General features: G+C 44.5%; 11 protein-coding genes. 2 read left to right on the top strand and 9 right to left on the bottom strand.

Translation table 11 applies throughout. From position 1 onward, the window contains the following. Positions 1–274 precede the first annotated feature (274 nt). A complete protein-coding gene (locus OCT63_RS17520) occupies positions 275–1,591 on the bottom strand; it encodes an adenylosuccinate synthase (RefSeq protein ID WP_017055709.1) in 1,317 nt (438 codons plus the stop codon). Between the two features lie 172 nt (positions 1,592–1,763). On the opposite strand from OCT63_RS17520, the gene OCT63_RS17515 reads away from it, so the two are divergent. Beyond that, positions 1,764–1,952: a DUF2065 domain-containing protein gene (locus OCT63_RS17515; RefSeq protein ID WP_017055708.1), complete on the top strand. Its 189-nt coding sequence runs from the start codon at positions 1,764–1,766 to the stop codon at positions 1,950–1,952. A 163-nt stretch (positions 1,953–2,115) separates the two neighbouring features. Here the strand turns inward: OCT63_RS17515 and hflC are convergent, their stop codons facing one another. The 8 genes from hflC to tsaE all read right to left on the bottom strand — a co-directional run bounded on the left by hflC (position 2,116) and on the right by tsaE (position 11,658). Beyond that, positions 2,116–3,096, bottom strand: a complete 981-nt coding sequence (gene hflC, locus OCT63_RS17510; RefSeq protein ID WP_269984183.1) for a protease modulator HflC — start codon at positions 3,094–3,096, stop codon at positions 2,116–2,118. Positions 3,097–3,098: 2 nt separating this feature from the next. Further along, positions 3,099–4,301, bottom strand: a complete 1,203-nt coding sequence (gene hflK / locus OCT63_RS17505; RefSeq protein ID WP_161675157.1) for an FtsH protease activity modulator HflK — start codon at positions 4,299–4,301, stop codon at positions 3,099–3,101. Positions 4,302–4,328: 27 nt separating this feature from the next. Next, positions 4,329–5,636, bottom strand: a complete 1,308-nt coding sequence (gene hflX, locus OCT63_RS17500) for a ribosome rescue GTPase HflX (RefSeq protein ID WP_017055705.1) — start codon at positions 5,634–5,636, stop codon at positions 4,329–4,331. 44 nt (positions 5,637–5,680) lie between these two features. Further along, positions 5,681–5,944 carry an RNA chaperone Hfq gene (hfq, locus tag OCT63_RS17495; protein WP_017055704.1) on the bottom strand — a complete coding sequence of 88 codons (264 nt, stop codon included), beginning with the start codon at positions 5,942–5,944 and terminating at the stop codon, positions 5,681–5,683. 193 nt (positions 5,945–6,137) lie between these two features. Then, positions 6,138–7,070: a tRNA (adenosine(37)-N6)-dimethylallyltransferase MiaA gene (gene miaA / locus OCT63_RS17490; RefSeq protein WP_269984182.1), complete on the bottom strand. Its 933-nt coding sequence runs from the start codon at positions 7,068–7,070 to the stop codon at positions 6,138–6,140. Positions 7,071–7,166: 96 nt separating this feature from the next. Further along, a complete protein-coding gene (mutL, locus tag OCT63_RS17485) occupies positions 7,167–9,395 on the bottom strand; it encodes a DNA mismatch repair endonuclease MutL (RefSeq protein ID WP_269984181.1) in 2,229 nt (742 codons plus the stop codon). Between the two features lie 89 nt (positions 9,396–9,484). Next, positions 9,485–11,200 (bottom strand): LysM peptidoglycan-binding domain-containing protein, encoded by a 1,716-nt coding sequence (locus OCT63_RS17480; protein WP_269984180.1) that lies wholly within the window; start codon positions 11,198–11,200, stop codon positions 9,485–9,487. After that, positions 11,194–11,658: a tRNA (adenosine(37)-N6)-threonylcarbamoyltransferase complex ATPase subunit type 1 TsaE gene (tsaE, locus tag OCT63_RS17475; protein WP_017055700.1), complete on the bottom strand. Its 465-nt coding sequence runs from the start codon at positions 11,656–11,658 to the stop codon at positions 11,194–11,196. The genes OCT63_RS17480 and tsaE overlap by 7 nt, the downstream gene beginning before the upstream one ends. Positions 11,659–11,880: 222 nt before the next feature. On the opposite strand from tsaE, the gene queG reads away from it, so the two are divergent. Then, the gene (queG, locus tag OCT63_RS17470; protein ID WP_161675149.1) at positions 11,881–13,023 is read left to right on the top strand and encodes a tRNA epoxyqueuosine(34) reductase QueG; all 1,143 of its coding nucleotides are present in this window, start codon (positions 11,881–11,883) and stop codon (positions 13,021–13,023) included. The last annotated feature ends 665 nt before the right edge of the window (positions 13,024–13,688 follow it).

The raw sequence follows: 13,688 nt of genomic DNA, 5'->3' as shown, positions 1-13,688 counted from the left end.
AAGCTATATACCAATCGTAGTAAATAACTGCTCACTCTAGCTTGTTAAAATACTCGATAACTTCGTTAGAATTTTTGATTGTAGAATAACTACTTATCGAAAAATTCTGCCTTGTTCTCAAGCATTTTTCCGGCGCTATTTTTGATCACTTACTTACTGTGATTGGTATTCGACTCTCAAATTGCAGGTATTAAAAAGCCGACTTAACAAAGTCGGCTTTTAGAAACGATTTAATTATCACAACACTTTATGTGTTGAATCACTCAGGCAGGCATTACGCGCTGTATGGGTGAACCTTGATGATAGTTTCGTTACGATCTGGGCCAGTTGATATAATATCAATTGGCACGCCTGTTAGGTCTTCGATACGTTTGATGTAATCAAGAGCAGCTTGTGGAAGCGCATCAATTGATTTAGCACCAAATGTGTTCTCAGTCCAACCAGGCATAGTTTCGTAGATTGGCGTTGCTTCTTCAAATGACTCAGCAGCCATTGGAGAAACCTCTAGGATAGAACCATCTTTCATCTTGTAACCAGTACAGATTTTCAGTTCTTCTAAGCCATCTAGAACGTCTAGTTTTGTTAGACAGATACCAGATAGAGAGTTGATTTGAATTGCACGACGCATAGCAACCGCATCGAACCAACCTGTACGACGTAGACGACCTGTTGTTGCGCCAAACTCATGACCAACATCGCCTAAGTGCTTACCAATTGGATCTTGCTTCTCAAGGCCATCGTATAGCTCAGTTGGGAATGGACCTGAACCAACACGAGTACAGTAAGCCTTAGTGATACCAAGGATGTAACCGATGTGACGAGGACCGAAACCAGAACCTGCAGCAACACCACCAGCCGTCGTGTTAGAAGACGTTACGTATGGGTAAGTACCGTGGTCGATATCAAGTAGCGTACCTTGAGCACCTTCGAACATGATCTTGTCGCCGCGCTTACGTGCTGCGTCTAGTTCGTCAGTTACATCGATAACCATCGCAGTTAGCATGTCTGCGTAGCTCATCGCTTGCTCAAGTACTTCTTCGTAGCTTACTGTTTCGGCTTTGTAGAAATGCTCTAGTTGGAAGTTATGGAATTCCATGACTTCTTTTAGCTTTTCAGCAAAGGCTTCTTTATCGAAAAGGTCACCAACGCGTAGACCGCGACGAGCAACTTTATCTTCGTAAGCTGGACCGATACCACGACCCGTTGTACCGATAGCTTTCGCGCCACGAGCGACTTCACGCGCGTTGTCGATAGCAATGTGGTACGGAAGAATTAGAGGACAAGCTTCAGAAATGAAAAGACGTTCACGTACAGGGATACCGCGATCTTCAAGAGGCTTCATTTCTTTTAGAAGTGCGTCAGGCGATAAAACTACACCGTTACCGATAACACATTTAACGTTATTGCGTAGGATGCCTGATGGAATTAAGTGAAGAACGGTTTTTTCACCGTCAATTACAAGTGTGTGACCTGCATTGTGACCGCCTTGGTAGCGAACCACATATTTTGCATCTTCAGTTAAAAGGTCAACGATTTTACCTTTACCTTCATCACCCCATTGGGTGCCTAGAACGACTACGTTATTTCCCATCTTTCCAATTTCTGTTGCTAATTAAAAATGGATTCTAGCACTGAATCACGCTTCTTGCAGTCACTTTTTGTGCATAATCATCAAGGCCATTCAAAAACAAATCTGCGATAACTCGGGGCGAAGCTTTAAAGATGCTGATATCATTATCTTTTTATAAATATAAGGCAGCATGATGTCCCATTCAATTTGGCTCGCTATTGGGCTTGTTCTTATCGTCGAGGGGCTTGGGCCCTTAGTGGCACCAAACGGCTGGAGAAATATGGTTGCCCAACTTAGCCAGCAACCAGACACCCAGCTACGTCGCATTGGAGGCTGCCTTGTTGTTGCCGGAGCGGTTATCGCGTTCATGACTTACCGTTAGGCTTTCTCAAAGCACAACGCTACTGAGCGGCCCCCCCTGAGATTCCAAAACAGTGAATTATCATCTGTCAGAAAACAAAAAGGCTCCCATGATGGGAACCTTTTTAATTTTAGTGTATTTCGCTACTTGAACTAAGCATTCGCTTTTCAACTAACGAATCAGCTTATTTTGCTGGAGCACCGCTTGCTTGATTCATGTATTGGAAGAAGTCTGTCTTCGGATCCAGTACTAGAATATCGCTCTTATCGCTAAATGATGTCTCATAAGCTTGCAATGAACGCATGAAACCATAGAACTCAGGGTCTTTGTTGAAAGCATCTGAGTAGATCTTCGCTGCTTCTGCATCGGCATCACCGCGAGTGATTCGAGCAGTACGATCCGCTTCAGCAAGAACTGTTGCCACTTCTAACTCAGCTTGAGCACGGATAACTTCTGCTTTCTCACGACCTTGTGAACGGTGCTTACGAGCAACCGATTCACGCTCGGCACGCATACGCTTATAGATAGAGTCACTGATGTTGTCTGGAAGGTTGATTTTCTTCATACGGAAATCAACGACTTCAACACCAAGATCTTTAAACGCACTCTCACGAGTATCAGACAATACGTTTGCCATGATCTTATCGCGTTCACCATCCACTTCTAGCGCTTCTGCAGCCGCTACCGTTGTCACAACTTCGCTATCAGCAGAGTCTGGCAGAATATCCTCATTACGAGGACCTGACACGATTTGCTTAATTTCACGCGAACCGATCTCAGAACGTAATACATCCGTTACTTTACGCTCAAGTAGCGCTTCAGCCGTCAATGCATTACCGCCACCTGTTGCCAAGTAGTATTGACCGAAGTCTTGGATACGCCACTTAACGTATGAATCAATGATGACGTCTTTTTTCTCTGACGTTACGAAACGGTCTGAACGACCATCCATTGTCTGAATACGCGCATCAAGTGTTTTCACACGGTCGAACAATGGCAACTTAAAGTGCAGACCCGGTTCGTGGATCTGAGAGATATCATTATTATCTTTCAATACACGACCAAAACGAATCACGATACCGCGCTCGCCTTCAGGAATCACAAACACTGACATTAGTAGTAAAGCCAACGTCACAACCAATACAGGGATCATTAACTTACGCATTATTAGTATCTCCCTTGACGTGAACTATCTGAACGAGTTTGAGTGCTAGACTTTGGATCCGCTTGAGTTTCTAGCTCAATTTGATCGTAAGTCGATGGGGCTTTTTTCGAGCGCTTACCCGACTGACCTTCACCTTGAGCACCTAGCTTATCAATTGGTAGGTATAGCAAGTTACCGCTTGATTCAGAATCAATCAGCACTTTCGATGTGCTTGAGTACACTTTTTCCATTGTATCTAAGTACATACGGTTACGTGTTACTTCAGGCGCTGCTTGGTATTCCGGTAGCAGTTTCTCGAACTGAGCCACTTGACCTAGAGCACCATTAACGATGCGCTCTGAATAACCAACCGCTTCTTTCTTCAAACGCTCAGCACGACCTGTTGCTTTTGGAAGAATGTCATTTCGGTATGCTTCAGCTTCACGTTCGAAACGCTCTTCATCCTCACGAGCCGCGATTGCATCATCAAATGCATCTTTCACTTGCTCTGGTGGACGTGCTGACTGGAAGTTCACATCAACAATCAGAATACCCATGTCGTAGCTATCGATAATACGATTGAGCGTTTCTTGAGTGCTTTGACGAATCTGTTGACGGCCACTCGTTAGGATACTATCCATCAGTGAATCACCAATCACCGCACGAAGCGCAGAATCGGTTGCTTGACGTAAACTGTCGTCCGCATTCGTTACACGATACAAGTATTTGTATGGGTCAGAAACACGGTATTGAACGCCCATCTCAACGGTCACAACGTTTTCGTCTTTTGTCAGCATCGTGCCTGAAGCACGTAGCGAACGAATCGCTTGAACGTTTACCAGTTGTTCCGATTTAACTTCATCGATGAAACGTGGGTGCCAGTTAAGGCCAGGTTCTTCGATACGATCAAACTGACCCAGTCGAAGCACGACTGCTCTTTCTGCCTCACCAACCGTGTAGAAACCAGCGAAGAACCAGATAGCAATGGCAATAACGGCAATGACACCAAAGCCAATTGCACCGCCTCCACCAATAGATGGTCCGTTACCGCCACCACCTTTTTTACCAAACTTGCCACCTAACTTTTGACTTAGTTTATTAAACACTTCGTCTAGATCTGGCGGTCCTTGATCTCGGCCGCCGCGATTATTTTTATTACCCCAAGGGTCATTATCGCGGCCGTTATTATCACCGTTGTTATTATTTCCAGGCTCATTCCACGCCATTAGAAAGCTCCATCATTTGATATGACGTTATACTGTAGCAGTCTCTTTGGTAACGATAAAGTCACCTAAGAGCGCCCCTTCTCTTTTTTCAAGTTTAGACCAATCTATTTGTTGCATTCGGATATCTATCAACAAGTTACCATTTTCATCATACTCTTCTTGTTGAATACATTTCATCTCAAAGAATAAGCTGCGAATACGGCCCTGATGTTGATGTGGAATACACAACCGGAATTGAACCATCTGGCTAGCTAAACGCTCAGTTAAAGCTTCAAACAGCAGTTCAATACCTTCTCCTTCCATTGCAGAAACCCAAACAGCGCGAGGTGCGCCCTCTTCGTCTCTTTCAATTCGAGGTTTTTGGTCTTCCATGCAGTCAATTTTATTCATGACTACAAGGGTTGGCACTTCATGAGCATCAATTTCTTCTAATACTTCATGAACCGCCTGAATGTTCTCACGAAAGCGGTCATCACTGGCATCAACAACATGTAACAAAATGTCAGCTTCCTGCGTCTCTTGTAACGTAGCCTTGAACGCAGCGACCAAGTCGTGTGGTAAATGACGGATAAAACCTACGGTATCTGCGAGAATTGCAGGCCCGACATCTGCCAAATCAATCTTACGTAGTGTTGGGTCTAAGGTTGCAAATAGTTGGTCTGCTGCATAAACACCTGCACTTGTGATGCGATTGAAAAGTGTTGATTTCCCTGCGTTGGTATAACCAACCAAAGAAATTGTTGGGATTTCAGCTCGATGACGAGCACGTCGTCCTTGTTCACGTTGTTTAGCTACTTTTGCTAAACGACGCAGTATTGCCTTTATACGGTCACGCAACAAACGTCGATCAGTTTCCAGCTGAGTTTCACCTGGACCACGAAGACCAATACCACCTTTCTGCCTTTCAAGGTGAGTCCAACCACGAATCAGTCGAGTAGAGATATGACGAAGTTGAGCGAGCTCAACTTGTAGCTTACCTTCATGAGTTCGCGCACGTTGTGCAAAGATATCTAAGATCAACCCCGTGCGATCAATCACACGACATTTACACAATTGCTCGAGGTTTCGCTCTTGGGCAGGAGAGAGAGAGTGGTTAAAAATCACAATTTCAGCACCGGTCAGCTGAACGGCTTGAGCAATTTCTAGGGCTTTACCTTCTCCAACGTAGTATTTAGGGAGTGGGGATTGGCGGCTACCAGTAATCACTTGTAGCGTTTCTACCCCCGCAGAGGAGACCAGCATTTCACATTCGCTTAGGTCTTCCCATTCTCCCTCTTGCGTGAAGTTGATATGAACAAGTACGGCTCGCTCGCCGGATTCATAACGGTCAAACAAGCAACCAACTCCTTATTACAGCATGTGCTGTATTCGTTAAATAATTAATCTTCAGTTTTCTCTGGACGATCAGATGGCGCACGTTGCTCGCCGTTGTGGTGACTAACCGCACGAGCAGGAACCACAGTAGAAATCGCATGCTTATAAACCATCTGGTTTACTGTGTTCTTCAATAAGATCACAAATTGATCGAAAGACTCGATCTGACCTTGCAGCTTAATGCCGTTAACAAGATAGATAGAGACAGGAATGCGCTCACGACGGAGTGCATTTAGGAATGGGTCTTGTAGCGATTGCCCCTTAGCCATTTTATTTTCCTTATTTGTATTTTGTTGTAATTATTTAGCTAGTGGTGCACAAAAAGGTGCGGCCTTTGCATCTGAGCTAAATGAATAAAAAAACTCCGTTGTTATTGAAAGGCTGTGATTTTTTAAAAGCCTCAATAACGGATCCTTTCCAGAGTATATTCACGCAAAAGCGATCACATTATACACAGCAATACTAATCAGATGCTATTGCATCTGAAAGAGTTTCTAACGCTTGTTCAATGTTTTCGCTATCTAACCAAGTTAAATCATCCCAACTGCGCAACCAGGTGATTTGTCGCTTGGCCAACTGACGGGTTGCACAGACACCACGGAAAACCGCTTCGTCTAAATCACAATTCCCGTCTAAATAATCCCACATCTGTCTATAACCAACGCATCGGATCGATGGGAGCTCTGGGTGAAGATCTTGTCTGGCGTACAGCGCCTTCATTTCCTCTTCAAAACCCGCTTCTATCATCTTCTCAAAACGCAGCTCAATACGGCGATGGAGTTCAGTCCTTTCCTTGGGAGCTATAGCAAATTGTTTTACACGAAATGGCAGGCTATCGCCTTTCGTTTGAGTTAGCTCAGTTAATGTTTTACCCGAAATTCGATAAACTTCCAATGCCCTTGAAAGCCTTTGTGGATCATTTCGGTGTATTCTTTCAGCGGAGACGGGATCTATCTCTCTTAATTGATCATGCAGTGCTTGCCAGCCTTGCTCGATAGATTCCGCTTCAATTTGCTGACGAATCTCTTGATCCGCGGCAGGTAATGGCGATAAACCTTCCAACAGGGCCTTGTAATACAGCATTGTGCCACCGACCAGTAACGGGATTTTCCCTTCCGCGACAATCTTATTCATTTCATTGATCGCATCACGACGAAAATCTGCCGCCGAATACGCTTCGCTGGGATCCAGAATATCAATCAAGCGATGAGGCGCAAGCGCAAGCTCTTCCGCATCCGGTTTAGCGGTGCCAATATCCATATCTTTGTAGATCAATGCCGAATCGACACTGATGATCTCTACTGGGAATTTCTGACGTAAGCGAATAGCTAACTCTGTTTTTCCTGATGCCGTTGGGCCCATTAAAAACAACGCTAAAGGTAATTTTTCAGTCATGATATTTAGTATAATTTTCTCTGTTAGAGCCTTTATAGCAAAGGGCTTTATGTCGCGATACATTCAGCTGAAAAGATAAATGTGGTCGCGAAAAAGTTAAACCGAAAACGCGGCTATGGTCGCTGAAAAATCGATAGGATGAACAAACTCAGGATCATCTAATGGAAGTAGACCATGCCAAAGCTGTTCAAGTTCCCCAACGAGCTGAACCGCTTCAGATAAAGTGTAGTCGCTTTTTACTTGCGCGGTTTGAATCCCGATCCAGAAGGCAAGCGATGGCAATATGTCGTTAGCAACATTAGCCGCGTGATGCTCTACAATCTGGCCGTTTATTGAAGCCGCGTAAGATAACAGATCTGGGATCAAAATTTGTAAGTTTTGCTGTCTCAAAGGCGAAGGTACGCCCATCACCATCACCGTCTCACTGTTGCGAGCCTTAAGCTCAATACCCAGCAACGTCAGTGTTTGGCTTAATGCTTTCGCCACCTCGACAAGTTCACTACCAAGCTTAATAGATAAAGGCACTAACAACGGTTGGCTTTTCAACGGCCCACTTTGAGTATCCATTTGACCAATAACACGCAACAACTCAGCCTTGGCCAAAGAAACCAATACACAGCCATTTTTATTGCCCATCACGAGGTACTGACGCTCTACAACGGTAACCGCCTTCCCCAAGTCAGTTACCGGAGCTCTTGGTTTCGTATCAACGGGCTTAATATCGTCAGTCTTATTCGAAATTGGATTCCTCTGCAGAGGCGCAACGTTTGCCTCTGATCTATCCACAACGGCTTGTTCATCAAAATAAGGGGTTTTTAGGAGCTCTTTGTAAGCTTTCACTTCGCGCTTAGAAGGCGCGGGCTCAGCATGGTGTTGATGCGGCTCTTTTTCTTTCTGCGGTGCCGGTCGAGACTCTATCCATTCTTGACGGGGAGAGCCGGTAAAATTGGTTTCACGCTCAGGCGAGCTGAGGTGAGTGGACGAGTTTACGTTAGGTGACGAACTTAAGTTGGTTGATGAACTTGAGTTGGTTGATGAACTTGAGTTGGTTGATGAAGCATAGCCTTGCCCGCCGTCATTAACACTATCTTGAGACCGGTTAGAATCAGGTTCAGGTTCTGATTTTCTTGGGTAAGCTGGCGTTTGCTCAATAGACTGTCGCACCCTTTCTGACACTAAGTTTTGCTCTGAATCGGCAGGCACAGTGTCTTCTTGTTCGGAAACATTCGTCGCATCGCTAGATTCAGAAACAGCACCATCTTGCTGATAATGATCCACGTCTAGTTGATGAAAAGCCGACTGATTAATTGGCGCAGCGTCGATCTGTTTGCTTTGCGCAAGACCATCACTCAATGCTTGGTAAATAAAATCATGCACAAGGCGTGCTTGATGAAAACGCACTTCATGCTTGGCTGGGTGCACATTCACGTCGACTTGGTGCGGGTCTAGCTCAATGAACAACACATACGTCGCAAATTGGTCTGGTCGAAGGCTGGTTTCATAGCTTTGACGGATTGCATGGTTGATCAATTTGTCGCGCATCATACGGCCGTTCACATAGCAGTATTGCAGATCGCTTTGCTGCCTTGCTCCTTCAGGCGTGGTGATCCAGCCATGAAGTTTTAACCCTTGATGTTCGAGCTCAATCTTAAGCATATGACGGACAAAAGCATGACCACACACAGCTGCAATACGCTTTTCAGCCTGAACATCGGTTTTGGCCGCACGATACTGACGAATCATCTTGCCGTTGTGACGCAGGTTGATCGTCACATCAAAGCGGCTTAACGCAATTCGCTTAAGCAGTTCATCAATATGAGTAAACTCGGTTTTCTCGGTACGTAAGAACTTACGCCGTGCTGGTGTATTGAAGAACAGGTCCAACACCTCAACCGAGGTACCAATAGGGTGTGCAGCAGGCTGCAGTTTAACCTGCATCTCTCGGCCTTCACTGTGTGCAGCCCAAGCTTGATCTTGAGTTGCAGGGCGAGAGGTCATGGTTAAGCGTGCGACAGAGCTAATACTCGCCAACGCTTCACCACGAAAACCAAGGCTGACGATCGCCTCAAGGTCATCAAGGGTATGGATTTTGGAGGTAGCATGACGGCTCAATGCCAACGCAAGCTCATCTTTAACGATTCCCTTGCCATTGTCACGAACGCGAATCATCTTAGCGCCACCTTTCTCGATATCGATATCGATACGTGTAGCACCTGAATCCAAGCTGTTCTCTACCAACTCTTTTACAACAGAGGCTGGCCTTTCTACCACTTCACCCGCTGCGATTTGGTTAGCTAACCGAGCTGGCAGTATTTTGATCGTCATATTCATAGCTACCTTACTGCCATTTATAGAAGCACTTCTCGCATTAGAGATTGCTTTATGTTCTAAACATTACTTAAACATTGGCTAAACTACTTGTGCGGAATAATCAGCACTTGGCCGACGGCTAAACCATCGGAGCGTAGATTGTTCGCTTGGCGAATACTGTTAATGCTCACGCCATACTTTGAGGCAATCTTACCAAGGTAATCACCTCGCACGACTTTATGTTTACGCAAGGGTACATCTTTCACCTCAACCGTAATACGTAACTTTTGGCCCACTCTCAGGGTTTCAGACTTCAAACGGTTCTCGCGCTTAATGTCTGCGACCAATACTTTATAACGGCTGGCTATCTTGCCGAGGTATTCTCCAGACTTAACCGTGTGAGTTATGGTCTTGGTTTTGACGGCACTGCTAGACGATGAACCTGAAGCGCTGCTTGGGATCTTAAGCACTTGGCCTATCGCTAGGCTACTCGACTTCAGGTTATTGAGTTTCATCAAGGCCTGCGTCGACGTGCCATACTTACTGGCAATCACAGATAACGACTCGCCACGAGACACCTTGTGCTGGCTGACGCTACCCGTTGATGATGTGGCCTTCGACAAGATAATCCCTTCAGGCGGATTCGCTTTCAAATACTTAACGACCGCTTTGGTCACTGCACGCGCAAGTTTATCTTGGTGCGAGCGTTGAAAAAGAAGTTGCTCTTCAGTCGGGTTCGAAATAAAGCCCGTCTCGACCAATACCGATGGAATTTGTGGTGAACGTAATACAGCCAAACTCGTGTTAATCGGTTTACTATTATGCAGCCTAGCGACCTTACCCATTTCAGACAGAATCGTCGCTGCCAATTTATAGCCTTCTTTTTGAGAGTGACTAAACTGCAGGTCAAGCAAGGTTTGGTTGACGTTCTTATCATACATATTGCTAGTGAATGCCGCGCCGCTACCACCCAATAATTCGGACTGTTTCTCTTTGTTTTCAATCCAACGTGATATTTCGGTATTCGCACGTCGAGTATTCAACACAAACACCGATCCCCCTCTTGGTTGAGGTGTCGTAAAGGCATCCGCGTGAATAGAGATCAGCAGGTGAGCTTCATTCTCACGAGCAATCGCAACACGTCGGTTCAAGTTCACAAAGTAGTCGGCATTGCGTGTTAAGCGCGTCGTAATTCCTGGCACCGCATTCAACCGGGCTGCAAGCTTACGAGATATACTCAAAGTCGCATTCTTTTCGTACTTACGAGTCGGGCCAATCGAGCCTGGATCTTCACCACCGTGCCCAGGATCTATCACGATCAGAATATCTTTCTGACGCTTAACCTGATTAATATTTTTACTTACCGTTGACTTACTCGGCGTCGACTTATCTTTACTGATAGCACCATGAGGGAGGTCAATCACCAAACGGTGACCATATTGACCACCAGGTGTTGGGCTGAGTTTAAATAAATCGGCTTCAGACGACCTTTTCAACTCAAACACCAAGCGATAAGTGTTTTTCTCTGGTGGGGAACTCTTACGGACTTTCGACAGAATAGGGCTATCTTTCACCACAACAGGCAACTGGGTCGCAAGGTTGGTATTTTTTAAATCGACAACTAAGCGACTCGGGCTACTCAGAGTGAAATAACTAAAGTCAGCTTCCGATTGCAGATCGATCACCACACGAGTTTCTTCAGGAGAAGGCCAAACCCGCAAACCTTTAAGTGAATTAGCAAAAGAAAGTGAAGAAAACAGTAAAGATAAAATAGCAGCCATCATGGCTGCTGTAGAAAAAAGGCGTTTAGAAATCAACATAAATCCAACTGATTAAGTAAGCGCTGTCCGTATTCACTGTTAGCGGTTAAAGAAACAATACGGTGATCGTCTTGGTAACGAATCTCAATATCCAAATCAGCTTCCGGTAGCATCCCGTAGCCTTTCTCTGGCCACTCCACCAAACAGATAGCATCTGGAGTAAAGTAATCACGAATTCCCATGAACTCTAACTCTTCAGGGTCGGCTAAGCGATAGAGATCAAAGTGATACACCTGCCAATCTGCAAGTTGATAAGGTTCAACTAGAGTATACGTTGGGCTCTTTACATTTCCTTGATGGCCAAGTGCTTTTACAAAACCGCGACTGAACGTCGTTTTACCGGCGCCAAGATCACCGTGCAGATAAATAGTCGTCTGCTGTGAGCAAAGATTAGAAAGCTCCGTTCCTAATTGAATCGTTGCTTGTTCATCTTTCAAAGTAAATTGTTTAATGCTCATGAATACGTTCTCTAAAAATCGATCGTTGACTATATAAAAATCAAAAGAACAAGAATAGTAAACCGTGATGCTTTTAGGAAACAAGCACTCAAGTGTAAGTTCTGTGAAAAATACTGACGATAATACGTCAGTTCTGGTCAATACCGCTAAGATCCGTTAAGATCCGCCCCCATTTTTGCCGAACCTAATTTTAGTTCCCCTTTTCTTTATAAGAATTAAGCCATGAACCTAGACCATCTTGCTGAAAAAATTAAAATTTGGGGAAAAGAGTTAGGCTTTCAAAAAGTTGGCATCTGCGATGTTGATTTAAGTGAGCACGAAGCTCCTCTTCAAGCATGGCTAGATGCGGGTAATCACGGTGAAATGGATTGGATGGCTCGACATGGAATGATGCGAGCACGTCCTGATGAGCTTCATCCTGGAACGATTCGAGTGATCAGCGCACGAATGAACTACCTGCCACCAGAAGCGCAGTTTGCTTCTAATCTCAGCGACACCACTCAAGGCTATATCAGTCGTTATTCATTGGGCCGTGACTATCACAAATTGTTCCGTAACCAATTGAAAAAGCTGGGCCAAAAAATTGAGAAAGAAGTCGAAGGTTTAGATTCACGCCCATTTGTCGATTCTGCACCAATTTTAGAAAGGCCTCTTGCTCAAAAGGCAGGGCTGGGTTGGACAGGCAAACACTCACTAATCCTAGATAAAGATGCCGGTTCTTGGTTTTTCTTAGGAGAACTGTTAGTTAACATCCCTCTTCCGGTCGATGAACCCAGTGTCGATGAATGCGGAAAATGTACCGCCTGTATCACCTCCTGCCCGACCGGTGCCATTATTGATGATGGCGTAGTGGATGCTCGCAAGTGCATCTCTTACTTAACCATTGAGTTCGACGGTATTATTCCGGAAGAATACAGAGAAGCGATTGGTAACCGTATCTACGGTTGTGATGATTGCCAACTCGTATGTCCTTGGAATCGTCATGCCGATATTACCGACCAAAAAGATTTCCACCGTCGAGAAGATTTCGAAGAGTCCGACCTGGTTGCTCTTTCAAGCTGGGATGAGGCTACTTTTCTCAAAAGAATGGAAGGTTCAGCGATCAGACGCATTGGACACACTCAATGGCTACGAAACATTTTTGTCGCCATGGGCAATGCGCCTTTTCAACAACGCATTGTTGAATCGTTAGAATCGTATCGCGGTCAAAGTGAATTGTTGGATGTTCATATTGAGTGGGCTTTGGAAAAACAACTACAACAGTTACCGAACGCTAGCAGGGAACAAGAAGGTCACAACAAAGTGTCTACCAAAAAACACCGACTTATTCGAATTGTTGAAAAAGGCTTACCAAGAGACGCCTAGCCCTTTGTGCATCAACGCTTAACAAACAAACTCATATCAATAGTCCAATATTCAACACAACTCGTTGCACATAATTTTCGAACAATGTTTGACCTTGTTCTCAATTTAACAATGTGGAAAAAATTCAGATCTCTCGTAAACTTCCGACACCTTCACAAAGTTAAACACAGTACCGATAAATGATTAAGATCAAAAAACAACAAGTTAACGATCTTTTATAAAGTCACACACATACCAACAAAGTTATATAAAACAATGACTTAATAGATATTTAATTTGAGCGTTGTATTAAAAACAAGAAAGATCTTTTTGATATATATAAAGAATCAAGCCTGAAATAACTTTATCAACCAAGTTATCCACATGGAAGAATTTGTGGATAAGTCTGTTTATAGATATGAAAAACCTCAAGTACCTGCTTCAGAGACCTGATGTTTACTAGCATTCCAGTTGCTAAGGAAAATTTAAGACAAAAAAATATCCACCGTGATGGAGGATTATTTGCTTTTTTGGGGAATTATGCTTCGCAGCATTAAAGAAAGAGCGTGACCTTCAAGGTCGCCTTTAAACGCAGTGGTTCAAAGAATATTATTAGCTTTTTTAGAAGAAAGCTGGAGCGATACATCGGGTTCGAACCGATGACCTCAACCTTGGCAAGGTTGCGC

Origin of the sequence: Vibrio sp. RW (assembly GCF_027587105.1) — a bacterium.
GTDB classification, from domain to species: domain Bacteria; phylum Pseudomonadota; class Gammaproteobacteria; order Enterobacterales; family Vibrionaceae; genus Vibrio; species Vibrio toranzoniae.
Note: the sequence above shows the minus strand (reverse complement) of the source record. Positions and strands in the feature narration are given on the sequence as shown.

Excerpts from the sequence above, each read along its gene's own strand:
- OCT63_RS17520 (WP_017055709.1), bottom strand. The coding sequence starts at position 1,591 with ATGGGAAATAACGTAGTCGTTCTAGGCACCCAATGGGGTGATGAAGGT.
- OCT63_RS17515 (WP_017055708.1), top strand. The coding sequence starts at position 1,764 with ATGTCCCATTCAATTTGGCTCGCTATTGGGCTTGTTCTTATCGTCGAG.
- hflC (WP_269984183.1), bottom strand. The coding sequence starts at position 3,096 with ATGCGTAAGTTAATGATCCCTGTATTGGTTGTGACGTTGGCTTTACTA.
- hflK (WP_161675157.1), bottom strand. The coding sequence starts at position 4,301 with ATGGCGTGGAATGAGCCTGGAAATAATAACAACGGTGATAATAACGGC.
- hfq (WP_017055704.1), bottom strand. The coding sequence starts at position 5,944 with ATGGCTAAGGGGCAATCGCTACAAGACCCATTCCTAAATGCACTCCGT.
- miaA (WP_269984182.1), bottom strand. The coding sequence starts at position 7,070 with ATGACTGAAAAATTACCTTTAGCGTTGTTTTTAATGGGCCCAACGGCA.
- mutL (WP_269984181.1), bottom strand. The coding sequence starts at position 9,395 with ATGACGATCAAAATACTGCCAGCTCGGTTAGCTAACCAAATCGCAGCG.
- OCT63_RS17480 (WP_269984180.1), bottom strand. The coding sequence starts at position 11,200 with ATGTTGATTTCTAAACGCCTTTTTTCTACAGCAGCCATGATGGCTGCT.
- tsaE (WP_017055700.1), bottom strand. The coding sequence starts at position 11,658 with ATGAGCATTAAACAATTTACTTTGAAAGATGAACAAGCAACGATTCAA.
- queG (WP_161675149.1), top strand. The coding sequence starts at position 11,881 with ATGAACCTAGACCATCTTGCTGAAAAAATTAAAATTTGGGGAAAAGAG.